General features: G+C 41.3%; 18 protein-coding genes. 6 read left to right on the top strand and 12 right to left on the bottom strand.

Annotated elements, in window-relative coordinates:
* Positions 1-23 precede the first annotated feature (23 nt).
* Positions 24-1517, top strand: coding sequence for an oligosaccharide flippase family protein (locus AC59IL_RS16180; protein WP_496553203.1), 1494 nt, complete (start codon positions 24-26; stop codon positions 1515-1517).
* An 82-nt stretch (positions 1518-1599) separates the two neighbouring features.
* Positions 1600-2565: an ion channel gene (locus tag AC59IL_RS16175; RefSeq protein WP_496553202.1), complete on the top strand. Its 966-nt coding sequence runs from the start codon at positions 1600-1602 to the stop codon at positions 2563-2565.
* A gap of 112 nt (positions 2566-2677) precedes the next feature.
* Here AC59IL_RS16175 and AC59IL_RS16170 read toward each other — a convergent pair whose 3' ends face one another.
* The 4 genes from AC59IL_RS16170 to AC59IL_RS16155 form a co-directional block, all read right to left on the bottom strand.
* Complete coding sequence (locus tag AC59IL_RS16170; RefSeq protein WP_496553201.1) at positions 2678-3103, bottom strand: hemerythrin domain-containing protein; 426 nt, start codon at positions 3101-3103, stop codon at positions 2678-2680.
* Between the two features lie 208 nt (positions 3104-3311).
* Positions 3312-3779, bottom strand: a complete 468-nt coding sequence (locus AC59IL_RS16165; protein ID WP_496553200.1) for a hemerythrin domain-containing protein — start codon at positions 3777-3779, stop codon at positions 3312-3314.
* 116 nt (positions 3780-3895) lie between these two features.
* A complete protein-coding gene (gene tpiA / locus AC59IL_RS16160; RefSeq protein ID WP_496553199.1) occupies positions 3896-4657 on the bottom strand; it encodes a triose-phosphate isomerase in 762 nt (253 codons plus the stop codon).
* A gap of 343 nt (positions 4658-5000) precedes the next feature.
* Positions 5001-6059 carry a putative sugar nucleotidyl transferase gene (locus AC59IL_RS16155; RefSeq protein WP_496553198.1) on the bottom strand — a complete coding sequence of 353 codons (1059 nt, stop codon included), beginning with the start codon at positions 6057-6059 and terminating at the stop codon, positions 5001-5003.
* A 733-nt stretch (positions 6060-6792) separates the two neighbouring features.
* On the opposite strand from AC59IL_RS16155, the gene AC59IL_RS16150 reads away from it, so the two are divergent.
* A complete protein-coding gene (locus tag AC59IL_RS16150) occupies positions 6793-7410 on the top strand; it encodes a fibronectin type III domain-containing protein (protein WP_496553197.1) in 618 nt (205 codons plus the stop codon).
* 97 nt (positions 7411-7507) lie between these two features.
* On the opposite strand, the gene AC59IL_RS16145 is transcribed toward AC59IL_RS16150, so the two are convergent.
* Positions 7508-7759 (bottom strand): type B 50S ribosomal protein L31, encoded by a 252-nt coding sequence (locus AC59IL_RS16145; protein ID WP_496553196.1) that lies wholly within the window; start codon positions 7757-7759, stop codon positions 7508-7510.
* Positions 7760-8111: 352 nt separating this feature from the next.
* On the opposite strand from AC59IL_RS16145, the gene AC59IL_RS16140 reads away from it, so the two are divergent.
* On the top strand, positions 8112-10355 hold the full coding sequence (locus AC59IL_RS16140) for a nucleotidyl transferase AbiEii/AbiGii toxin family protein (RefSeq protein WP_496553195.1): 2244 nt from the start codon (positions 8112-8114) through the stop codon (positions 10353-10355).
* Positions 10356-10806: 451 nt separating this feature from the next.
* Here the strand turns inward: AC59IL_RS16140 and AC59IL_RS16135 are convergent, their stop codons facing one another.
* The 5 genes from AC59IL_RS16135 to AC59IL_RS16115 all read right to left on the bottom strand — a co-directional run bounded on the left by AC59IL_RS16135 (position 10807) and on the right by AC59IL_RS16115 (position 19678).
* Positions 10807-11298 (bottom strand): YajQ family cyclic di-GMP-binding protein, encoded by a 492-nt coding sequence (locus tag AC59IL_RS16135; RefSeq protein ID WP_496553194.1) that lies wholly within the window; start codon positions 11296-11298, stop codon positions 10807-10809.
* A 208-nt stretch (positions 11299-11506) separates the two neighbouring features.
* Positions 11507-13999, bottom strand: coding sequence for a TonB-dependent receptor domain-containing protein (locus AC59IL_RS16130; protein WP_496553193.1), 2493 nt, complete (start codon positions 13997-13999; stop codon positions 11507-11509).
* Between the two features lie 836 nt (positions 14000-14835).
* Positions 14836-17289, bottom strand: coding sequence for a TonB-dependent receptor domain-containing protein (locus AC59IL_RS16125; RefSeq protein WP_496553192.1), 2454 nt, complete (start codon positions 17287-17289; stop codon positions 14836-14838).
* Positions 17290-17808: 519 nt separating this feature from the next.
* The gene (locus AC59IL_RS16120) at positions 17809-19107 is read right to left on the bottom strand and encodes a prolipoprotein diacylglyceryl transferase (RefSeq protein WP_496553191.1); all 1299 of its coding nucleotides are present in this window, start codon (positions 19105-19107) and stop codon (positions 17809-17811) included.
* Between the two features lie 157 nt (positions 19108-19264).
* Entirely contained in the window at positions 19265-19678 is a 414-nt protein-coding gene (locus tag AC59IL_RS16115) for a BrxA/BrxB family bacilliredoxin (RefSeq protein WP_496553190.1), read from the bottom strand.
* Positions 19679-19913: 235 nt separating this feature from the next.
* Between AC59IL_RS16115 and AC59IL_RS16110 the strand changes: the two genes are divergently transcribed.
* Both AC59IL_RS16110 and AC59IL_RS16105 read left to right on the top strand, forming a co-directional pair.
* Positions 19914-20345 carry an Hsp20/alpha crystallin family protein gene (locus AC59IL_RS16110; RefSeq protein WP_496553189.1) on the top strand — a complete coding sequence of 144 codons (432 nt, stop codon included), beginning with the start codon at positions 19914-19916 and terminating at the stop codon, positions 20343-20345.
* Between the two features lie 112 nt (positions 20346-20457).
* A complete protein-coding gene (locus tag AC59IL_RS16105; RefSeq protein ID WP_496553188.1) occupies positions 20458-21768 on the top strand; it encodes a hypothetical protein in 1311 nt (436 codons plus the stop codon).
* Between the two features lie 63 nt (positions 21769-21831).
* On the opposite strand, the gene AC59IL_RS16100 is transcribed toward AC59IL_RS16105, so the two are convergent.
* Together AC59IL_RS16100 and AC59IL_RS16095 are read right to left on the bottom strand one after the other, a co-directional pair.
* Complete coding sequence (locus AC59IL_RS16100) at positions 21832-22287, bottom strand: nuclear transport factor 2 family protein (RefSeq protein WP_496553187.1); 456 nt, start codon at positions 22285-22287, stop codon at positions 21832-21834.
* 303 nt (positions 22288-22590) lie between these two features.
* A complete protein-coding gene (locus tag AC59IL_RS16095; protein ID WP_496553186.1) occupies positions 22591-23985 on the bottom strand; it encodes a type III PLP-dependent enzyme domain-containing protein in 1395 nt (464 codons plus the stop codon).
* Positions 23986-24179 lie beyond the last annotated feature (194 nt).

The following is a 24179-nucleotide window of genomic DNA, read 5'->3' as shown; positions in this document are numbered from 1 at the left end:
CGGTCAATAGTTTTTAAAATATTATGTTTGTACCTGTTTACGGTATTTTAACGGCAAAACTCATCAGGTTGTCAAACTTAAAGAAAAACTTATCATATTATTTTATTCTATCTCTAAGCCAGCTTCTTTTTCCGCTTATTTCTATCCCTTATATTTCCCGGGTATTAGATCCGGCGGGTATTGGAAAGGTGAGTTTTATTGATTCACTTACCTGGTATTTTACCACATTTGCTGAATTTGGCGTTGTAATATATGGTATTCGTGAAATTGCCAAAAGTAGTAATGATCCTGCATCTTTAAAAAAGCTGTCGGGTGAACTTATGCTATTACATATAATCAGCTCTACTTTGGTACTGGTGGTTTATATACCTGTAGTTTTTTTGTTATGGCATAAGATCGGTGATATCAGACTCGTTTTTTTCTCTCTATCATTTTTTCTGATGAATTTCTTTTCCTGTGAATGGTATTTTGTGGGTAGGGAACGGTTTTGGTTTGTGGCTGTGCGCAATCTTACCACACGGGTTCTTGGGCTTATTTCGATTTTTTTTCTGATCAGGCAGCAATCAGACTATTATATTTATTACGGCATTATTACCAGTACATCAATAGCAGTAATATGCTGGAGTACAATTACTCTTTTTAAAGAAGTGCCATTATCGTTCAGGAACGTGGAGTGGAAAAAACACCTGCGGCCGGTTTTTGTGGTTTTTCAGGTTACTATGCTCTCCGGCGCAATGATATGGTTCGATAATATATTGCTGGGGTTTTTAAGCGGAGCCATTGCTTTGGGCTATTATACTTTCGCGGTAAAAGTTATTCGAATAAGCGGGGCGCTTATAACAGATAGCCTGTGGGTGTTGTTTCCAAGAGTAGTAACTCTTTTACAACAAAAAAATCAGGAAGGATTTGAAAACACCAACCTGCAATCCATCAGGCTTTTCACCACATTGGCCGTACCGTTAAGTATAGGGTTGTTTTTGCTTGCCAGGCCATTTACCACATTGTACTTTGGGCCCAATTTTAACCGGGTTTTTATTAATATTAAAATTCTTGCTCTATATCCATTTATAAAATGTTACAGCCTTTATTTGATCAAACAATTGCTTCAACCTTTTGGGCACGATAAGGTGGTCGTAAAGGGGCTTTTTAGTGGATTCGTTGTATTGGTAATTAGTATGGGCGTACTCTGCCCGTTTTGGCAGGATATTGGGGCTTGTATTTCCTTAATTATTTCTGAAATAGTAACTGTTGCTTATTTTACCTGGTGGCTGCATAAGAAATACGCTCATATACAACTTTTTGATTTTTTTGCGTTACTGCATGCGCTGATAGCTTCTTTATTATTTATTCCAATTATTTATCTGATAAGCCGGAATGGGATACAAACAATGCTGAAATTCTCCATCATGGTTGCAGTTTGTATAATAGCTTATTTTGTAGTTCAGTTGGTAATTTGCAGAAATAAACTACTGTTGCAGATTTACCGGTCGGCTTTAAAAATCATTGGAATTAATTAACCGGTTTATCTTAGCAGGAACATTTGCAATTGGTACCATTCTTTCAACACATTTAGCTTTACAATATTTAGTTGGTTTGAATATGTCAAGGAATACAAGGATCAATAGAAAAATTGCTACAGACGAAACTACGGGTTTTGGCACCAACAATGCCCTGTACGGAGGGCGTTTGCTGAATAAAGATGGCAGGCCGAATATTAAAAAAACCGGCATCCGGTTTTTTGAAACCGTAAGCTGGTATCACACCCTTATTCAAATGTCGCTCCCGAAATTTCTGATATTTATTTTTCTGTTCTTTTTAATGTTTAACCTTGTTTTTGCAGGCATTTATCTGCTGGTCGGAATACAGCATTTAAGCGGCATGGTGGCTATAACCAGAGCAGAAAAAATTTTAGAAGCATTTTTTTTCAGCGCCCAAACGTTTACCACGGTGGGGTATGGCCGCATTAGTCCAACCGGATATCTTACCAGTTTTATAGCCTCATTTGAAGCATTTTCGGGCTTGCTCTTTTTTGCCATCGCTACCGGTCTTTTTTATGCGCGTTTTTCCCGGCCCCAGTCTTTTTTACGGTTCAGTCAAAATGCACTGCTATCCCCCTATAAAGATGGCATTGCGCTGATGTACCGCATGGCCCCGTATAAAAACAACCGGCTAACAGATGTAGAAGTGACGCTTACGCTGGCAATGGTGGAGAGTGAAAATGGCAAATCGGTGAATCGTTTTTATCCGTTACCGCTCGAAATCCACCGGATTACTGCACTATCATTGAGCTGGACGCTGGTGCATGTGATAAATGATAAAAGTCCACTGTATAACTTTCAGGAAGAAGATTATAAAAATTCGAAATTTGAAATATTGGTATATATAAAAGCCTTTGACGATACCTTTTCAAATACGGTAATGGCGCGCACTTCGTACACCAATCATGAAATTGTTATCGGGGCAAAGTTTGTTCCCATGTATCATCGTTCCGAAAAAGGGGAAAGTACTATACTCGAAATGGATAAATTGAGTATGTTCGAAGAAGCAGATGTACGTTTTAAGTAATAAGTTTTAAGCAGGCAATAGTGAATAGGCAGTAGGCAGTAGTTAATACAGAATTTTTAATAAACGGGTTTTATCTACTGCCCATTGCCCACTGCCTGCTTTTTAAACCTGCCTACTGCCTGAAAGAAAATTCCAGCTGTGCAAGGTCCTGTGGAGGAATATCTTCTTCCATTTTTCTGAAGATAATTTCATCTTCAAAATAACTGTGCTGCTCAACCAGTTTGATAAAGGCTTTGTATAAATAGTAACCATCGTCGTGCATGGGTAACCTTTCGGCCAGTAAACGAATGGTATCGTGATCTCTTTTTAAAATGTTGATGAAGTCGTAACTGAAGTGATGCTTCAGCAAAAAAGGAAATAATATCGCCTCTTCTGCATCCACATGCTTTTGCAGCTCATTTCTCCAGAATTGAAGTACGTTCTGCTGGATGGTTCTTTTATCGCGTTGCAATTGGATGTCTTTCATCAATTCCCGGCATTTCAAACGGTCTTCTTTATGCTGCCAGGAAAGTACACGTAGTGCCTTTGTATGTTCCATAACTATACCTCCTGACAGGCAAAAACAATAATCAATCCATAAGCTGAAAATGGGGAAAAATTTAGGTTGCCTTTAACGGTTTGTTTGCAATACGATGCTACGGATCCTTCGACTTCGCTCAGGACACGGATGAATGCAATTTATCAGCATTTTCAAAGTCAACGGCCCCAACCATGAAACAATTAAGCCATCAAACCATCAATATAGGTTACTCCCAAAACTTAACGGGGTAATTCATGCAGTTATCATCCTTATCGGTTAAGTGTTGACCGATTTCTTCAAGTGCTTCGGAGCTCAGCACTTTTTCTGCTTCGGGGAAATATATCCGCTCTTCGAACCTGATATGTTGTTCCAGTAAATTGGCAAAAGTGGCAATATCTTCTTTTGTGCCGGCGCCGGTTTTCAGGGCGTCTACCAGCAATCGTAACTGACTGTGTTCCTGTAACAGGCGTTGTGTAAGGGAAGTATCGAACGAAGTAGCTTCAAGGGCCGGTATCAGTACCTGTTCTTCCTGAATAAAATGCGATTGCAGTTCGGTATTCCACAGATGTATAATAAATTCTGCTATTACCTGCACTGCGGCTTCCTTTTTAAGGCCTTTGCCAACCAGCAGGGCCGCCAGCAATCCGTTGTGGTGCTGGCGGCTGAGCGGTTGTAAATGAATATCGCGTTTCATCTTTTGAAGTCTGAAGTCGGAGGTCGGAAGTCAGAAGACTCCGATGTTTAAAAATACTAATCCTGATCAAACCGCGGGTTCTTCTGACTTCAGACATCTGACCTCCGGCTTCAGGTTTATTTCAGGCTTTTAATGATAGTAATAAACTCATCGGCATTCAGCGAAGCGCCTCCTACCAGGCCACCATCTACATCGGGGCACGAAAACAGTTCTTTGGCATTATTGGCTTTTACGCTGCCGCCATATAAAATAGAAATGGAATCAGCTACAGTTGAACCATATTGTTTGGCCAATACGCTGCGCAGATAAGCATGTATTTCCTGCGCCTGTTCTGAAGTAGCTGTTTTACCTGTACCAATTGCCCAGATTGGCTCATAGGCAATTACCACACGTTGAATGTCTTTTTCTGATAAATGATACAATGATTCCTGTAACTGGGTAGCTACATAGCTGTTTTGGGTACCGGCTTCCCTGATGTTCAGCGGTTCACCGCAACAGAATATGGGGGTGATGTCGTTTTGCAGGCACAGATCAACTTTTTCGGCCAGCATTTTATTGCTTTCCTGAAAATATTCGCGGCGTTCGCTGTGGCCCAGCACACAATAGGGTATGCCAATAGAGCTGAGCATTTCGGCCGATATTTCGCCGGTATAAGCGCCTGATTTTTTATTATAGCAGTTCTGGGCCGCTACGAAATAGTTTTTTTCGTTTTCAGTTTCGCTTTTGGCCATTATTAAATAGGGGAACGGAACGGCAAAAACGGTAAGTTGATGATCTTTCAATTCAATGTTGGCAGAGAGAATATCATTCAGCAATTGTTCTCCCTGTTTGTAGGTACAGTTCATCTTCCAGTTAGCCGCAGCAATTTGTTTACGCATAAGTAGGTCGTAATTTTTTATTAATAATTTCAATCTTTCTCCCTCTGGACGGGATTGGCAGAAAGCGTTGGTGGTGTTTACCACAATGTGTAAAGACGGCGCAAAAATAGGTTCAAAATGTGAGAAAAAGTTACGCAAATCGGCGCGGGCGCCTCCCTGTGTCCCGCCTTGCGGGACGCTAAGAGTTTAAAAGAGAAAAAAAAGAGGTTTTTTATTATTTAAAATTGCTGACTGCCTGATTAAGCAGATGAATTTTATAACTAAGATTCTCTTTTATCTCTTTCCACTCTTATAGCTCTTAGCTTAAAAAATGTCCTGCGAAGCGGGACTAAAAACGAGTTATCTACGATTGCCCGAAAATATTTTTTAGCTGCACCGTTTCCTGTTCGGTAAGTACCTGGTTTTTTAATTTTTTCCAGTTGGCTATATCAACGAGCGCTTTTTCAAATTCATACAGGCTTAACCCTTTATTGCCCCAGGTAAAGCTGGGAATGAATTTAGATGGAATACCTTCTCCAAAAATATTGGCGCAAATGCCCACCACAGTGCCGGTATTGAACGAGGTGTTTATGGCGCTTCGCGAATAATCGCCCATGAGCAAGCCGCATTTTAAACCGGCGCGTATATATTCCCTGGCCGGATAATGCCATACATTCACTTCGCTGGCCGTATTTTTTATGTTTGAGTTGGAGGTGCCGGCGCCCAGGTTACACCACTCGCCTATTACCGAATCGCCCAGGTAGCCATCGTGTGCTTTATTTGAATAACCGAAAAACACTGAGTTTTTGATCTCGCCCCCTGCCATGCTGTAGGGACCGATGGTGGTGGCTCCGTATATTTTAGCGCCCATTTTTACAACCGCGCCTTCACCAAGGGCAAAGGGCCCCCTGATCAGGGATCCTTCCATTATTTCGGCATTTTTACCAATATAAATAGGTCCGGTAGATGCGTTGAGAAAACAATGGTTCAAAACAGCGCCGGGTTCAATAAATATGTCGGTTGAATTGGTTACCTGAACGGTTTCGGGCACAGGTTCCGAAAAACGGCCCTGTGTAATAAGGCGAAAATCTTCACGCAGCGCCCAATCGTTCCATTGAAAAATATGCCAGGGATATTGAAGAATTTTTACCGACTCATAGTCGGGCAAACTGCCGGCATCGTTATCGTTTTTAATCACCGATTCAACAAAACGGGCCGAGGGAATGATATTGGCGGCAAAAACGATAGCATTCTGCGGCGGCTGTTCGCCTCTTTGTAAAACGGTAACTTTTTGCTGCAACAGCAATTCCCATTTTTCGCGAATAGTGAAAATGCCGATGCGGATGTCGGCCACTGAACGGGTTTGCGAAAAGGGAAATAAATGATCAGAAATTTCTTTGTCTGTAAGAAATACCGGCTTCATGTTTCAAATTTATGACAGCAGAAATTCAAACTTAAGGCATATAATTTTCATTCCTCACGTTTTTTTCAGGCGAATACTTCAGCAAAGTTATGAATGTTAAGTTTGCATCCGAATTTTACCCATCGCTTAAATACTGACTATCAACACATTTTCTGGCTTTACATAGATTTTTTATTAAAAAAGCATTATTGTTTATGAAGCAATCGTTATTGTTTGATGAACAATCAGCTTTACGTAAGCAATAACTACAATTGTTTATCGACCAGTGTTTATTGAACAATGAACAATTCTTTTATTCATAAAACAACTTGTATTGTTGATTGAACAATATATTCTGTTCATTAATATAATAATAACATTCAATAAATGATTGGTATTATTCGGTAAGTAATAATCATTGTTTAATGAACAATACATATAACTGCATTACATAAATGAATTTGTGTAAAAGTTATAAGATTATTTATAAGATATTCATTAAGTTTTTACCGGCAAAAGTTGAATTTAATCAATATCTATGGATTTTTATTCTGCAAATAAAGTTATCTATTTAACTGTTGTTTTATATTTATAGAATTAACTCAGTTATTGGTAAACATTTGAAATCTTATCGGTTAAGCTCACTCTTTTTAGTCAGCACTATCAATTTTATTTTATAGGAAAACATCCTGAGCAGATTATAATGATTTGGCGGGGAAATGATGCACTATTTAATAGCAGTAAATGAACCTGTATGAATAGAACATTGAGTTTAAATTTCAGACGGCTCGCAGATAGTGAACTCAGTAAGCTGGCCAGAATTATCCTGGACAATATGAATGACAATGAACATTTCCCGCAGGCGAAGCCAATCGTAAATAAAATGTGGGAGAAATATGATCAATACGTGCAGGCTGTTACCGATGCAGGCAGAGGAGATATCACAAAAGCTTCTTTTAAAAACGATTACCGCGAAGAATTGATAAATATTATGAAGTATCTGGGGATGCATGTTATTATGGAAGCAAATGGATTGAAAACGCCGTTAATCAGTAGTGGATTTCCGCTTGCTAAAAACGGTGGACAGGCTATTCTGTCATCGCCTAAGAATTTTAAAGTAATACCTGGCGAAGAAAGTGGTGAAATGATATTACAGATAAAGCGGGTAATTGGCGCCAAATCATACATATATCAGTACACTCCTTATCCGTTAACCGTAGATAGTGTTTGGCAAACTGTTCATGGTACAACCTGCAAAGCCGTACTGCAGGGTTTAACACCGGGCGTAAAATACTGTTTTCGTATGGGAGCAATCGGTCCGCGAAAACAGGTGGTATATACTGATGTTATAGAGCGATTTGTGTGGTATTGAAGTTGGACTATACTAAAAACAAAAATCCCCTTCCTTAGACAAGGAAAGGGAAAGTATAGCCATGAAAAACAAAAATGTTTATATTGAAATTACGTTTTTATTTTTTCTTTTCGTAACGTTTCTTGAATTTATCGATACGACCCGCAGTGTCTACCAGCACTTTCTGACCGGTAAAGAAGGGGTGCGACATGTTCGAAATTTCCAATTTGATCAGGGGATACTCGTTACCATCTTCCCATTTTACGGTTTCTTTTGTGGGGGCCGTAGAACGGCTCAGGAAAGTATACCCGTTACTCATATCTTTGAATACTACGAACCGATAATTTTCGGGATGAAGTCCCTTTTTCATAACTCTTTGATTTTTAATTTATACGCCAGCTTTGCGACTAAGGCTTAAATATTTTTTAAATACTCGTTTTATCAGCAAAGCCGCAAAATTAGCTTTCCCCCTTAATTCCGCCAAATTAAATTTTATTCCTGACTTTTATAAAAAATTATTAAAGAAAGTTGAAAATTTAATACAAGCTGCGGCTAAAATAACGAATTAATTCATTCGAAAATCAGAAATCGGAAGATTGAAGTCCGAAGTCGGATGTCGGAAGTGTGGAGTATAAAAACAATCATAATGCTTATAATTCGTAGGGGAATTGACCCTGAATTTAAGTAAATTACATTGTAGTAAAACCCAGCACCTGTAACCAATGCTACATCAACACAAAAATGTGCAAGCTACCCATTCTTCTTCGGCAGCAGCCAACAACCGCAATTCCCAGGGAATATCGCTGCCAGCTGTTCCACCGTTTCAGGCAATGGGGATTGAAATACAAAGTAAAAATGGCCAGTCTGAAGCCCGGGATATAGAACCTTTCCGATTGGGAAGCTCAGGGAACACAATGCAACTGACAGGCCCGGGCACCGCAACGGTACAGCGATACCTTGACCGATACGCTCTTGATAACATTTTTGATGACGCACTGGCAAGGGAACTGGAACCACTAATAGAAGAATATAACCGTCTTGAAAAGCCTCCTCTATCAGGCTATTTTAATGAAAATCTTATTACTTCTGAACTGATTGGGCAACAGCTTCAGCGGCTTGCAAAAATAGAAACAATTATTAAACAAAAGGTAAATCCATTCCTTGACCCTCTACGTAAAAATATCGCTGCCGACAAAAATTATCTAAAAGAACAACAAGGCCATCTTCTTTTTGCAGAGGCCAATCATTTTAATCCCTACCGATTGATGGAATTGTATAATGAGCCGGGCGGGCGCAAGGTCATCAACGAAGCTGTAGCTGCTTCTGCCAACTCCCCCGCTGTTATGAAATTGCTGCGCTTGTGCGTCGACAGGAAAGATATTTCCATTGAGTTAGCACTTAAGCTCATACCTCAATTCATGGAAAACATCCCCCTTCGCAAGAACATGGCCACACTCGATAGCACTGACCCTAAGCTTAGCTCAGCGCAGTTAGAGCAATTTGTTAGCAAAATCAACCTCATCACTGATTTCTTTAAACATTTGATCTCGGTGCGTAACCTCCAGGAGGAGATATTCCTTCACGTACTTTCGTCTTGTATAGAAGCTTTATTCAAGGGAGAAAAAGACTATCAGACCATTGCCGGCGAACTGGCTTATGGGCTTCCGAAACCCGCCACCATGCTGGACATCGCTTCTGAACTTACTGATGGAATGCGTACGATGGGGTATACGGTCTTCCTTGCAGGAGGCGGCGCCATTCGTTTCATTGGAGGGCCCCGCCCGGTGGCGGATCTTGATTTTCGTATGGACCCGGTCGAAGGGCTGACCTCATTCGGTTCTTTCCATGGCAAAGAGGTATTGAAAATGGTGAATCGTTTGCTGGAAATCTCAAAGAACTCGCGCGACGCAGGGCTTAAATACAGCATGTTTTCTGCAGCAGGGAAAAAGGCAATGACCATCGGCACCCACAATTGGTTCAATATCGAGATCAGCATCAGTATCAACCAGGCATTCGCTCATGAAGCTGTTGAGCAGGTGCCATTCAGAATGCACAGCGATGAATATATAAAGCATATTGATCCCCGAGGTAAAGCTACCACCACCGTCAACGTCCTTACACTTACCGATCTGTTCCGCGACAAGCTGAAAACAGCGATTACCAGAACAAAACAGGAAGAAGTTAATTACAAAAAAGTTGCGCAGGACCTGTTCGATATTGTTTCGATCGTAATCATGTTTAAAGAAAAGGGAATAAATGTACTGGAGCCTGGAATATTAATGGAACATCTTCGGGCGCGGGTTGACCAATACAAAGTACAGAACCTGGAACCGCTGGATCATAATATACCTGCATTTGATATTGAGAAAGTAGCCAAACGTATGTTGTTCAGGCTGGTGCATACAGCAAGGGCGCATGTACAACCCGGACCAAGAAACGAAATATTTATGAGATTATGGTCTCACAGCCCGGTGGATGTACTTGATGCGTTGAATGATTTAACCGGTATAAATGTTACCGAAGCGATAGGGGCTTTTGACGATTATGATATCGAAGGCTGGCTCCGGAGCTGGAATGTTCGGGGCGCAACAGATGAAGAGCGGATGAAAGTGCCTGCCCACAATCCTGAATTAGATCGGTTCAATGACTCGCCACATGAACCTGAAGTATTTGACAGTAATGTGAAAGTTGCCTATATTCTTGAAAGAGCCCCGGAGCTGGTAAAAGAACATGATATGCGGATCTTCTATATACTTCTAAAATCAAAGAATAATCTTCGTATTCTTAACAATTCCAAAGATGCTGTTGAAGTGATGGCTGCATTTTCCGAAATTGTTTCAGCACGAAGTTTTTCCAACTTTTTTCGCGACTATAAGGCAAAAAATTATGTCAAAGGCGCTAAAGAAGGACTGGTTTTGCTTCCGGCAGGAAAAGCGTTCATAGAGGGAGAATTAAAGAAGCAATAGAAAACACTAACACTTTCGACTTCGGTTTCGCATAAATAAAAAAAGAAAGCACCGGATCCATTTTATACCTGCTACGTGCACGTACAACATGTAAATCCAATGCTTTCCGCTAATCGCATTTAACCCTTTTACAGATCTACTGCGATTTTCTATTTCTAAGATACATTATTCATCTTATGCATTCCAAATTCAGCCCTTGTTTGTTATTCACCGGTTTTGCACCTGGTTATCCACATACCCTGAAGAAGGAAGTCTGAAGCCGGAGGTCGGAAGTCTGAAGAGGTTTTGATTCAGTCCCTCTTTGTTAATTCGGAAAAAATCTGATGTCGGAAATCAGGTTTCTGAAGTCAGAGGTCGTCGGATTAACCCCAATATTTTAAGTTTCTTATTTTTGCAATCTCTTCGGACTTCTGACATCTGACATCCGACTTCTGACTTCAGACTTCGGAGCTTAACTGCGCATATTTTCGTACTGCAACGGAAACCCAAGCGATGCATTCCGGCACAGCTGGATAACTTCCTGCAGATCGTCGATTTTTTTACCGGTTACCCGTACAATTTCATCATTGATCTGGGCCTGTACCTTTAAACCCGAATCTTTTATCAGTTTAATGATCTTTTTGGCATCTTCCTGTTTTAGGCCGTTTCTGACGATCACTTCCTGTTTTACCACTTTTCCGCTTTGATAAGGTTCTTTGCTCTGGTCGAATGCTTCGGGGGCAATACCCTGTTTGTGCGCACGGCTGATCAATACATCAATCAGCTGACGCATTTTCATATCGTCATCAGTTTCGATATTGATTTTAAACTCTTTTTTGTCGAGGTTAATCACTACGTGCGAGCCCTTAAAATCGAAACGGTTTGTGATTTCCTTGGTGGCCACATTCACCGCGTTGTCCAGTGCCTGTGCATCAACCTTGCTAACAATGTCAAATGAAGGCATATTGTAAGTTTAAGATTAAGGTGCGAATGTATGGATTTTTGATAGCGAAAAAAAGCCTGCCCAGCTAACTGAACAGGCTTGCTTTAATGCACATGATGAACCAATTATCAATTGGCAATAGTCAATCGGCAAAAGAACCCGCTCTTTATAGTTTGCCTGCAATATGCTGGCCTTCTTTGCCTATTGCTTATTGCCTACTGCTTATTGTCTATTGCTGCTGGGCTCCTGCCCTGTTTTGCTCTTCAGTGGCGCCGGTTGAACGCCTGCGTGCCTGGGCAACCGATGTTTTACCAAACCGGTAACTGAAAGTAGCCGTTATGTTTCGGTTATCCCAACGGTTACGTACCTGCACATCTATGTCGCTGTATACGGTATGCCCTTTAAATTGCTGCCAGTGAAACGGATCGCGGAAATTGAACCGCCATGTACCCTTGCCTTTCATTACGTTTTTTTGTACCCCGAGGTTTAAAAAATACATGGGTTCGGCAATGGTTAACTGCTCGATGGTTTTGCCCCGGTAAAAGCCGCTTATTTCACCACTCCATCCTTTTTTGAAACTAAACGTATTGCTTATGTTTACCAGGGCCGATGTATAACTGATGTTGATGGGATCGTTTTGACCCGTGAATGAATTGAAGTATACCCCTTCGTACCGGTTGTTGAATACATTTACAAACAGGTTTACATTCCAGCTTTTTACTACAGTGAAGGGGGCATTAATGGCCAGCCCTATATTTTTAAACCGCGCCACATTATCGGCGGTTAAAAACGTAATTCTTTTTTCGGTGTTCTGTTTTAGTAACTGTGCAATTACATCGTCGGTTATGGTGTAGTTGATCGTAGTGGTAAAACGGCCTTTCAGTGTATGCCTGAATTCGAAGTTATTCGAATACTGCGGTAACAAATACGGATTTCCCTGCCGGTAGGTTAGTGAATCGAGGAACCATACAAACGGGTTCAGGTCCTGGTAATTGGGGCGTTCAATACGGCGACCATAGGATAAAGTGAATGAATGGGTTTTATTCAGATCATAATTCAGGTAGGTGGTAGGAAAAAAGCTGGTATAGTTTCGGGTGAACGGCGAATCGATGGTTACCTGCAGTCCCTTTGCAAGGGTGTTTTCGATGCGCAGGCCTGCCTGAACGCTCCATTTCTTCCATTTCTTATTCAAACTTACATATCCCGCATTTATGTTTTCTTTATAAATAAAATGATTCGACCGGCTATCGGGTTTCCAGGTGCCATCATCGTTACGCATGTAATTTACTTCGTTATCGTTTTTTACATAGCTTACTTTAAAGCCGGCATCTAACCTTATGTTGTGCCTAAGCGGATGCATGTAATCGCCTTTGGCCGAATAAATGTTTATGATGCCGGGAATATCTCCAAAAAGTGTCAGATTGCCGAGGTTATTACCACCGTAGTTATCGTAAATGTTTGTTATCAGCGTTGTTTTTGATCCGTTTGAATAACCGATATAATCAAGGTCGGCAGTGAACTCGCGACCTGCCGAATCGAAAGTGTGTTTGTAATTGATGTTGGCCGAATAATTTAAAAAAGTAAGTTTATTGATAGTGGTCGATTCCAGCACCGATTCAATAGAACCATCTGCTCTGCTGATCGCCTGCACGCTTATCGGTGTTGGGCGGCCGAATAAGCCAAAGCCGTTTACTACAACGCCAATGATGTTCTTTTTATCGGCATAATAATCAAAGCCTGCTTTTACTGTATAGTTGTTGTTGCGAAAATTAAAATCGGTGTGTGATTGAGACACGGAGTTCAGATCGCCGTTCTTTTCATAAAACTTACGGGTTAAATCAAGAGCGCCTTTTCCCTCGCGGTAATTGTAGTTGAAATTGCCAAACAGGTTCCATTTCCCTTTGCGGTAATTGAGGTTAAGACTGCTGCTGGCGCGAACAGGAACGTACCAGGAATTATATCGTTTGAACCAACCGGCAGTTCCGCCTGCACTGATGCTTCCGTTCAGTCCTTCGGTTAAGCTTTTTTTGGTTTTGATATTGATGATCCCCGAATTGCCCGAGGCATCGTACCGTGCCGGCGGGTTGGTCATAATTTCGATTTGGTCGAGCGCACTGGCCGGCAGGTTTTTAAGCACGTTGGCAAGGTCGGCGGGCGACAGATAAGTTGGTTTGCCATCGATCATTAATTTAACGCCCTGTTTGCCTTTTAAACTGATTTCACCCTCATTGCTGACGGTTACTCCCGGCGATTTTTCAAGTACCTCCAGTGCCGAGGCACCGGCGTTCGTTGGCGCTGCTTCTACATTCACAACCATGCGGTCGATCTTATTTTCGATCAGGGGTCTTTTGCCGGTAACGGTTACTTCGCCCAGCGTTTTGGCAACCGCTTTTTGTAATTGAATGGCCGGTAACTGAACGGGTGTTGCTGCTGTAACGGTAAAACGTTTGCCCACGCTTTTGGCAAAGCCTACTGCAGTGATTATAAGAAAGTATTCGCCTTCGGCTAACTGTTCAAATTCAAAATTTCCTTTTCTGTTCGACACAGCCACTTTTACCAGTGATGAATCTTTGGCTCGTTGCAATGAAGCCGTAGCTGCTTCAACGCCCTGTGCACCGGTATCGGTGATTAGTCCACTTACTTTACCGGTTTTGGTTTGTGCATAAAGGGTCACAGAAGCTATGCACAGGATAAATAATAGCCGTGTACATTTTGTTTTCATGTGCTGCTTTTAAGTGTTAACCAAAAGGCAATCTCTTTATGAAGTTGCAACCTATTTACAACATATAAAAACAAATAATGATAATCAGTATAAATCGAATACAGGGGGCCGATTACAGGTATCAATGAATCCTGAGCGAAGTCGAAGGATCATTGTTGAAGGATGAGCGTAGTCGAATCCTTCGACTTCGCTCAGGATCGTATAATGTAGTATCCTTCGACTTCGCTCAGGATACTAAAAAACAAAAGGCCCCATAGAAATGGGGCCTCGTTAACCAAAACTAACTGCTTATGAGAAAAACTGTATGACTGCTCTATATGAAGAAAGTTAAAATCTCTTTTGTTGTTGTTACATATATGATATTCCACATCCTGCCAGGTAAACAAGTACTATTGCTATAAGTATTATCTTTCTCATTGTTCCGTGCTTTTGTGTTATTGCCTGTTGTTTATATATGACTCCTGAACCGGAAAAAAGTTTCACTGATCACTGTTAAAAAAAACTAAATACTTTTTTCTTAATTTATCTTTTCAAACAGCTACTTTACTATATTCTAAAACTGTGCCAGACGCTGAATCTGAAAATCACAAAATTCCTAAATCTCAAATCCGAATTTCAAAAATCTGCTACTGTTTATAAGACGTTGCGTGCTGTCGAAAGTTTGCGGTGCATTTGTTAATCACCTGTTATCATATACGTAACAAAAACGGAAACAGATTGGTTCATTACTAAAAATTGTGCGTGCCACGGTGCTTTTACTACACCAGTTAACCGTGACACGCTTTGTCAATTGCCAATTGTCTATTGCTTATTGCCAGTTGTCTATTGTCTATTGATTAGTCGCCTGTTCTCACACGGTTTTGTTCTTCACCGGCGCCGCCTCTTTTGTTTTGTCCGTTTGAATTTTTCAACGGTTTGCCAAAGCGATACGTAAACGTTATGTTGGCAACGCGGCTATCGCGTGTATTGCGAAAATGCGCTTCTGTATCTTTAAAATTGATCTGGCCCTGTGCTATTTGTGTAAACAAAATATCGCGCACGTTTGCTTTTATGGTCCCTTTTCCTTTTAATACCTGTTTCGAAATACCGGCCGACAGTTGCCCCATTGCCTCGAGCATAATCTGTGCTTCGGGGCCTTTGCTCCGGTACCAGCCGCTCACTTCGGCGCCCCATCCTTTTTTAAAGTTCATCTGGTTGTTCATACTTAATTGTAAAACACCGGCTTCTATTCTGATATCATCGCCATACAATTTGCCTGAGAATTTCATGTAATTGTAATTGGTGTATATCATGGTAGTAAGCCATTTGGTAACAGGTATTTGTGCATTCACTGCTATACCTGCATTTTCGCGCCGGCCGATATTGCCTTTTTGAACAATAGTTGCATAACCCGACTGGTCGAATGTTTCGCTGAACAGGTTTTTGGTGATGCTGTAATTCAGCGTAGTGGTTAAATATCCTTTATAAATATGGGTCAGCTCGAAATTGTTGGTATACTGGGGTTTTAAATAAGGATTGCCCTGCTGGTAAGTATATTTATCAAGGAAAAACATAAACGGGTTCAGGCTTTCGTAATCGGGCCTGTCGATGCGGCGGCCGAACGAAGTATTGAACTGATGATCTTTGCTTGCGTTATAACTGAGATATATAGTCGGGAACCAGCTGTTGTACGAACGGTTGAAAGAGGAATCGCCTTTCACCGGATTACCATACTGGTAGCCTTTGTAATTGGTGTTCTCAAAGCGAAGACCTGCCTGTACACTCCATTTTTTTGTTAATGGTTTATTAAGACTAACATAAGCCGCATTTACATTTTCTTTATAATCGAAAAAGTTGGTCTTGCCATAATCGGTTTCCCACTCATCGTTATTCATCAAATAGTAATGGGCTTTGTTAACGGTTTGAACATAGCTCGATTTCCACCCCATTTCTAATTTTGCATTATTTTTCAAGGGCAGGGTGTAATCCATTTTGGCTGAGTATATACTTATTGTAGTGGGTAACACCCCTTTTAATTGTTCATCATATTTTTTGATCCAGTTGGGTTGATAGGTGGTGTTAATGAAATGCTGATCGTTGCTGGCATCGTACCTGATATAATCAACATCGGCGGTTAACTCGCGACCCGTTGAATCGTACTGATGGCGCATGTTCAGGTTTACACTTCCATTTTTCCATACTTCTTTAACATCTGAATTGGCATATACAATTGAATCAACAGCGTGTTGCGGGTTTTCGAGATACATGGTATTGGTACCGATGTTGCTTTCGGGATTATAAAAACCGCTTACTACAATTCCCAGGGTTGTTTTGTTGTTCACAAAATAATCCATCCCGATTTTAAGGTTATTGCTTGTATTGCGGCGTTTCATATAAGATACCTGCTCAAAAATGGCTTTGGTCGATTTGTCGTCATTTTTGTACCTGCGAAAAATGTCCAGTTGCTGATAATTATCATTCTGATTAAAGCTGTAGTTCGAAAACAGGTTCACTTTCCCGTTCCTGTAATTAAGGCTGAAACTTTCATTGGTTTTGAAATATTTGCCCTGGCCTGCACCGGCGGTAACGCTGCCGTTGAAACCTTTTGTTTTGTTCTTTTTGGTTTTCAGATTAATGATACCTGCATTACCTGCAGCATCGTATTTGGCAGGGGGATTGGTCATTATTTCAATCTGCTCTAATTGTGAAGACTGCATGCCTTTTAACATGTTGGCGAGGTCGGCGCCGCTTAAATAGGCAGGCCGTCCGTCGATCAGTACAATAACGTTCTGTTTGCCTTTTAAACTGATGTTCCCGTCTTTATCGACCTGAACGCCGGGCGATTTTTCGAGGGCTTCAAGCGCATTGGTGCCGGTATTGCTGATAAATGCATCTACATTAACCACCATACGGTCGGCCTTTTGTTCAACCAAAGGTTTACGGGCGCTTACGGTTACGGCCTTTAAATCTTTTGATGAGGGTGATAATAATATGGGTGTTACTTCTTTTGCTGAGCTATCTGCTGAAATGGTAAGTACCTGCGAATAGTTTTTCTGGTATCCTACAGCAGATGCTGCAATTACATAATCGCCCGGTTTGAGGTTATCAAACTGAAACAGGCCGCTTTGATCTGAAGCTGTCATTTTTACTACAGATGAATCCTTTGCTTTTAAAAGGCTTATAGTAGCGGCAGAAAGGGCTGATTGATTAATGGCGCCTACTTTTCCGGTTAGCCTGGCGGTCCTGTTTTGTGCAATTGAAAAAGATGCGGTTGCCAGCATCAATAAAAACAGGATGGAACGCTTTCTCATGGTTATACTTGTTGGTTGATGAATACTTTGTTTTAACGATTACAGTCCAAAGTTAAGTACTGTGTGTTGCATAGTACCTGCTTTTGTGTCGAATGGCTGATTTTATGGATATCCGGAAAAATTCAGGAACATGTGTATGACGTACATGCTTTGAAAGGGTTACAGTGCGTGCCTCGTTTGGGATAAATGGTAAAAATGCGGACTGGGATGGTTGGGATTTTTGGGATTGATGGGATTTCGAAGTCTGAAAGTCGGGAAGACAGAAAAGACCGAAAGTCGGGAAGTCCGGAAGTCGGAAAGAAAAGCAGGAAAAACATCAGAAGCCGGAAAGTCGGGAAAGATGGAAAAGACCGAAAGTCGGAAAGAAAACCCGCTCACAACAAAATTCTTTCGGACTTTCAGACTCGTAAAAGACCGGAAGTCTGGAGATAGAAAAACGAAAAAGTCCGAAAGAGCCCTGTCAGCAACAGGATTCTTTCGGACTTTCTTCCCGATTGCCATTGGGACGGTCTTCCGGACTTATTTAACTGAGTTGCCGTATTTTTTCTGCATAACAAAATATAAAGCAGCTCCTCCAATAATCAGTAAAACGGCTATTATTTCGGCCTGAGTGGGGTGAAAGCCGAAGATGGAATATTTGGTATTTACGCGTATCTGTTCTACACAGAAACGTTCTATACCATTTACTATAAGGTAAACGCCAAACAGGGTGCCGGGCGTTTTGAGTTTCTTACGTAATGACCATAAAAACAGGAACAGGAAAAAGCAGAAAACCGTTTCATAAAACGGTGTTGGAAACACGGGTATCGGCAACTGGTTGCAAAACTGCTGGCCATCACAACCGGGAATGCGTACGCCTTCATTTACCACATTATGCGGATAAGTATAAGCAAACAGCCAGTTGGGCAGCCAACCCGGCGCTTTTACGCTGGCATGCGGAATTTCGGAAATATTATTTGCCTGAAACGAATGCAGGTAAAAATTGCTGTGCGACTGCAGGGTATTTTGAAAACGGGTTGAATCAACCAGCTCAACTTTTGAATTGGGGCCGGGCACCGTTACATAGGCACTGTTTAAAATACCCCAGTCGCCATCGCCGGCAACCTGGCAACCAATACGGCCGAGTGAATAGGCCAGAATCAGGGCCGGGGCAATCGCATCACATAAATGGCGAAAATCGATCTTATGCTTGCGGGTATAAAAATAAATGGCGATAGCGGCACAAATCAATCCGCCGTAAAAAGTAAGTCCGCTGAAGGATAACAGAGCTTCAATAGGATTTTCTTTGAAATCCTGCCAGTTTTCGAGGTTATGGAAAATTTTTGCTCCCAAAAAACCAAACAGGGCGGCATAAATAACCAGGTCTCCTACCCTGTCGTGCGGCCATATGCGAATAGTGCGTTCTTCGGGTTCTTTTAATTTTTGCTTTTGTTTTTCCCACCACTTCAAACCGGCAAACAATAAGCCGAGGGTAAGCCCCACGGGCCAGCTTCCTTCTGAAGAAAAAATAAATTGCTGCGGATCGGCGGTGGTGGCATTTCCGGAGATGAATAAGCCGATTATTTTATAACCTAATAAAAAGCCCAGTAAAAAGTTCAGCACCAGATCGCCGGCGCCTGCGGGCTTGCCAACAATCATTTTTACATCCTGCCCGGTTAACAAACCAGCTCTTTCTTTTCGTTTTAATTCGAGGGTCAATATATAAGCAGCCGCCAAAAACGACAGCGCCACAAAAAAACCAAATGAATTAATAAAACGAAGTCCGGTCCAGTTAACACCAAAAAGATCCTTAAACGCGTAATAAAGGTTTGGATACATGAATCAGGAATAGATTGTTTGGACAAATAATAAAGGTGCAATGATAAGCAATTTGTTTGTAGTTTGAAGTTTGTACAAACCCGAAACAAAAAAACCCTCCCAGGAATGGAAGGGTTCATCACTATGAACAAAGCTGAATTAATCAGCCAGAAATTCTTTAGCAGTACTCCTGAAAAGCCGAAATCAGGTTGTGGGCAATCAGTTGTGCCGGACGGCCTTCGATCATATGCCGCTCAATAAAATGCACCAGCTGACCATCTTTAAATAAGGCGATCGCCGGTGAAGAAGGCGGATATGGCAATAAATGCTCACGCAGCTTCTTTACAGCGTCAATATCGTACCCTGCAAAGCTGGTCGTTAAATGATCGGGTTTTTTTGCTGCATTGGCAACGGCCATTAATACGCCGGGCCGGGCCGAACCTGCCGAGCAACCACATACCGAGTTGATCATAACAAGCGTGGTGCCCTGTGCTTTTAATTGATTATCAACATCATCGGAAGTTAACAGCTCCTGAAAGCCATTGTCTGTCAACTCTTCTTTCATTGGTAGTACTATTTCTGTTGGATACATTCTGCTATTTTTTAATTGAAACTATTTGAAACGCAAAACTACTGAAAAAGTTCGTTTCAATTCCCGATCGGAATTTATGTCATGAAAAAACACGATGAACTGCACTTGTGGCATATAGCAAGCAGGCAATTATGCATAAGCGTCAGCTTTTCCGGGTGTTTTTTGCTATGGTACGCCATTTGAAATTTCATTACCCGAAAACAAATTAATAAAAAGACATTAAAAATTAATAACTATGACAGTTAGACTTCATCATCCCGTACGTAATTCATTTAATTCAGCAGTTGACGATTTCTTAAATACCATTCCTTCTTTATGGAACGAAGGTTATAATGGTATCAACATTGCCCCGGTTAATATTTATGAAGCTGCCGATGGCTTTCACCTCGAAGTAAGCGTGCCGGGCATCAATAAGGAAGACCTGAAAGTGAATGTCGACAAAGGCCTGCTTTCTATCAGCTATGAAAAGAAGGAAGAAAACAAGCAGGAAGATCTGAAAGCCGTTCGCCGTGAATTCAGTAAACGCAGCTTTAAGCGCACTTTTACTGTGGGCGAACAGGTAAATACCGACAATATTCAGGCTAAATATGAGAACGGTGTACTGAAACTGTACCTGCCTAAAAAGGAACAGGTGAAAGATAACCCTAAACATGTAGAAGTTCAGTAATACCAAAAGAAATTATAAAATTTTAGTTTCATAAGCAGTTGGTTTTGGTTTAGATGACCATCCCGCGATCGCGGGATGGTTTTTTTTATGTTTTGCACTAACTTCGGCCCCCATGATAGAACAAACTTCCTGTATCCGAAAGGCAATAGGTTTGATCGTACTAATTCTTACACAAGGCGTATGGTCATATGCTCAGGATCACCGACCGGTTGATTCTACTCTACATGCCCGAAAACATATAGATACTTTTCCATTTGTTATCGATTCGTCGGAAGTGGCGCTTCGAATCAAAAATCTGAACCCGTATTTTAATTTACACGTTGATTCTTCGCTTTCGTACAAATTAGAAATTAATAAAGACCAATCGAGGTATTACTGGTTCTTACGTAATCCGCCGGTGGGCCTGCGTATTAATAAGGATAATGGCTTGCTTACTTTCAAAGGCGAAAAATCATATTTCCTGTCGGGCAAACTCAAATACGATTATCAATACCGGGTAAGCGTTGGCGTTCAGAATCTTGATAATCCCGCCGATCATGTTGATACTTCATTTTTTATCGCCTTCTACAATACCGATATCATTCTTTCAAAAGTTAAACCAACAGTTAGTTCAACACTAACGGTTGATGAAGGTGATACGGTTGCTTTTAAAGTGCAATGCGAGAATGGTAGTTTTCCAATTGAGAACATCACCTTTTTTGCCAATATGCCTTTGAAAAATTTCACGCTGGTAAAAAAATGCGACGATGATTTTATATGGTCGCCGCCGTTTGATTTTGTAAAAGACAGCGACCCCGGAAAAGAAAGGGTGCTGATACTGAGTTTTGTGGGCGCCAATAAATTCATGATACGTGATACTGCAACCGTAAAGATTGTTGTGCGTGATGCGTTGAATTATCCATTAACATTGGAAGATTACAAATTAACGGTAAAACTGATCGAGAGCTATGTGCTGCGATTAAAATACACCTTCCTGCAATTGGATAAAGGTGTAAAGCGTGTTAAAACAACCCGTACCACTTTCGATATTACCGGTTCTACCACGGCGTTAACCGGCAGTATTTTATCATCTTCTGCAGGCGACAATGAGCAAAAAATTGGCAAAGTAATGCCCAGTGTAGGCGTATCGCTGGTTCCTTTTAAAGAAGCTGTAGCTCCCCAAAAAGTAACAGAACAAAACCAGGCTTCGGGCATACGCACCGCTATTAAACGACTTGAGTATATGGTGAGCGATAATGCCCTGGTGGGCGAACGCGACCCCGATATCAGCAAAAAAACCAATAAGCTGAAAGATGAGCTGAAGCAGATACAGGTTCAGCTGGTAGATATTCCCATCGAAATCACCGCAGATATGAATGAAAAAGAGCTGAACCAGTATTTTAATAGTCCCAAGGTGAATAAGAAGTACCGAATTAAGAAATAATTAGTTAATGTGATAATTTGCTAATGTGCTAATTGGGTTCCCATTATCACATTAGCAAATTAGCTAATTAGCACATTCTTTTCGTCTGGTATCAATTATATACTGAATCTTCCACTCCCCTTTCAGGCGAACGAGCTGGAATGAATTTACGCCGCAGTGGCTGAACTGGCCTTTGTAGTAAAATTTATAGGGTGTCCAAACAATGGCAAGAGGACCATCGATGCGGATGGTTTCAAATTCAATGCGCTCATCGGCAGAGCCATTATCTTGTTTTCCTACAAAAGCGGCGAAGTCGGCCAGCTTTTCATTTCTGATATAAAATTTGCCTTCTTTATCGCGGGCAATGGTTTGCAGAATGGCGCTATCGGCAAAGGCTGATTTCAGCAAAGCAGCATCGGCATTTTTCATACCGTCGAACAACCGGTTTACCGCAGCTTTTACCGAATCTTCGGTTGTTTGCGCCTGTATTGAACAGGCTATAACCAAACCTATTGTTAATAATATAGCAATTCGTTTCATGTTAAAGTGGTTTAACGCTTTCCGGCAATTTTATTGAATCATCAAAAATAAAAATCCTATGCAGATGAAAGCATCCACTTTTGCACAACTGGTTCTTTTAATGGGACTACTGGCAGCAGCAGCCATTTTGTGAATGGTCAATAGTCAATGGTCAATGGTGAATAAACCCCGATTTTACAGGCACCGAATTAATGTCAATACCATTCCCAATTATCTATTGCCTACTGCCCATTGCCTATTGTCTATTGCTCCAAACAATCCTTCGACTTCGCTCAGGATTTTTGGATGATACTTCGACTACGCTCAGTATCCCAAAATCTTCAGCATACTTTGCGCAGTTTGCTCTTTGGCGTATACCCAATCGGTAAGTTTACCATTCTTATCGTGGCCCACGATAACATGTTTGGGTGAAGGAATAAGACAGTGTTTAATGCCTCCATAGCCGCTGATCTGGTCCTGGTAGGCGCCTGTATGAAAAAATCCTACATACAATGGCTCGCCGTTATTCACTTTTGGCAAAAACACCTCATTGATATGTTCTTCGGAGTCGTAGTAATCGTGGCTGTCGCAGGTAATGCCTCCCAATACCACACGCTGATACTCCTGGTCCCACTTGTTCACCGGCATCATCAGGAACTTTTCTCCAATACCCCAGGTATCGGGTAAGGTGGTGATGAAAGATGAATCGATCATATACCAGATTTCGCGGTCGTTCTGCACTTTTTGGCCGATTACGCTATAAATATGGGCCATGCTTTCGCCAACCGTATAGCTGCCGAATTCGGTAAAAATATGCGGCATGGGCACATTGTTCTTCTTGCAGGCTTTTTTAATGTTGCCTACAATTTCATTGATCATGAACTGGTAATCGTATTCGAACCCGAGGGAGTGTTTAATAGGAAATCCGCCACCGATATTGATAGAATCCAACTCAGGACAAATCTTTTTCAACTGGCAATACAGGTTGATCACTTTGTTCAATTCGCTCCAGTAATAGATGTCGTCCTTAATACCTTTGTTCAAAAAGATGTGCAGCATTTTTAACTGAAAGCGGTCTTCGTTGCCTTCAATTTTATCAACGTAAAATTCCAGCACATCCCTTGCCCTGAAACCCAGGCGGGAGGTATAAAACGGGAAAGTTGGTTCTTCTTCCGCCGCTACCCTGATGCCGAGCTTAAAGGGGCCTTTTACCGACTTTTTATAGTGCTGCAATTCTTCCCGGTTATCGAGAATGGGAATCACATTCTTAAAGCCGCTATTCAGCAAATTGGCAATGCGGCTGGTATAGCTTTTTTGTTTATAACCGTTGCAGATTATAAACATGTCTTTGGTTATTTTCTTACGATCATACAGTTTTTTGATGATCTCGATATCGTAGGCGTAGGAAGTTTCAAGATGTATATCATGCTTCAGCGCTTCTTCCACTACAAAAGAAAAGTGCGAGCTTTTGGTGCAGTAGCAATAATTATAATCGCCCTCATACTTGTGCTTTTTAATGGCATTGGCGAACATTTTTTTTGCCTTTTTGATCTGCATGCCAATCTTCGGCAAATAGGTAAGCTTCATGGGCGTGCCGTACTTGTCGATAAGCGCTTTCAGGTCGAGCCCATTGAACTGGAGGTAGCTGTCTTTCACATCGAACCCTTCCTGGGGAAAATTAAAGGTCTGTTGCACCAGGTCGGTGTACGAGTTGTTCATGTACTGGTTCAGGTTGCTGATGGTAGTGAATTTTAATGGTCAGTAATAAAAATTGCCTAAAACCGTAAAAAAATTATTGCAAAAGTAATCGTTTGAACAATTTTTCAAATAAAAAAAATTACGACGCTAAACGCAGAACGCATAACGCCTGCAGAACGCCAAATGCTCAATGCTCAACGCTTAACGCATCTTTT

The sequence above is a fragment of the Niastella sp. sgz303648 genome (assembly GCF_059587045.1).
The sequence above is the reverse complement of the archived record's forward strand: the minus strand, read 5'-3'. Positions and strand labels throughout refer to the sequence as shown.

Bases quoted from the DNA above. Each gene is read 5' to 3' on its own strand.
- AC59IL_RS16180 (WP_496553203.1), top strand. From the start codon at position 24: ATGTTTGTACCTGTTTACGGTATTTTAACGGCAAAACTCATCAGGTTG.
- AC59IL_RS16170 (WP_496553201.1), bottom strand. From the start codon at position 3,103: ATGGAACATACAAAGGCACTACGTGTACTTTCCTGGCAGCATAAAGAA.
- AC59IL_RS16115 (WP_496553190.1), bottom strand. From the start codon at position 19,678: ATGTATCCAACAGAAATAGTACTACCAATGAAAGAAGAGTTGACAGAC.
- AC59IL_RS16140 (WP_496553195.1), top strand. From the start codon at position 8,112: ATGCTACATCAACACAAAAATGTGCAAGCTACCCATTCTTCTTCGGCA.
- AC59IL_RS16125 (WP_496553192.1), bottom strand. From the start codon at position 17,289: ATGAGAAAGCGTTCCATCCTGTTTTTATTGATGCTGGCAACCGCATCT.
- tpiA (WP_496553199.1), bottom strand. From the start codon at position 4,657: ATGCGTAAACAAATTGCTGCGGCTAACTGGAAGATGAACTGTACCTAC.
- AC59IL_RS16165 (WP_496553200.1), bottom strand. From the start codon at position 3,779: ATGAAACGCGATATTCATTTACAACCGCTCAGCCGCCAGCACCACAAC.
- AC59IL_RS16175 (WP_496553202.1), top strand. From the start codon at position 1,600: ATGTCAAGGAATACAAGGATCAATAGAAAAATTGCTACAGACGAAACT.
- AC59IL_RS16135 (WP_496553194.1), bottom strand. From the start codon at position 11,298: ATGCCTTCATTTGACATTGTTAGCAAGGTTGATGCACAGGCACTGGAC.
- AC59IL_RS16105 (WP_496553188.1), top strand. From the start codon at position 20,458: ATGATAGAACAAACTTCCTGTATCCGAAAGGCAATAGGTTTGATCGTA.
- AC59IL_RS16100 (WP_496553187.1), bottom strand. From the start codon at position 22,287: ATGAAACGAATTGCTATATTATTAACAATAGGTTTGGTTATAGCCTGT.
- AC59IL_RS16155 (WP_496553198.1), bottom strand. From the start codon at position 6,059: ATGAAGCCGGTATTTCTTACAGACAAAGAAATTTCTGATCATTTATTT.
- AC59IL_RS16120 (WP_496553191.1), bottom strand. From the start codon at position 19,107: ATGTATCCAAACCTTTATTACGCGTTTAAGGATCTTTTTGGTGTTAAC.
- AC59IL_RS16145 (WP_496553196.1), bottom strand. From the start codon at position 7,759: ATGAAAAAGGGACTTCATCCCGAAAATTATCGGTTCGTAGTATTCAAA.
- AC59IL_RS16150 (WP_496553197.1), top strand. From the start codon at position 6,793: ATGAATAGAACATTGAGTTTAAATTTCAGACGGCTCGCAGATAGTGAA.
- AC59IL_RS16110 (WP_496553189.1), top strand. From the start codon at position 19,914: ATGACAGTTAGACTTCATCATCCCGTACGTAATTCATTTAATTCAGCA.
- AC59IL_RS16095 (WP_496553186.1), bottom strand. From the start codon at position 23,985: ATGAACAACTCGTACACCGACCTGGTGCAACAGACCTTTAATTTTCCC.
- AC59IL_RS16130 (WP_496553193.1), bottom strand. From the start codon at position 13,999: ATGAAAACAAAATGTACACGGCTATTATTTATCCTGTGCATAGCTTCT.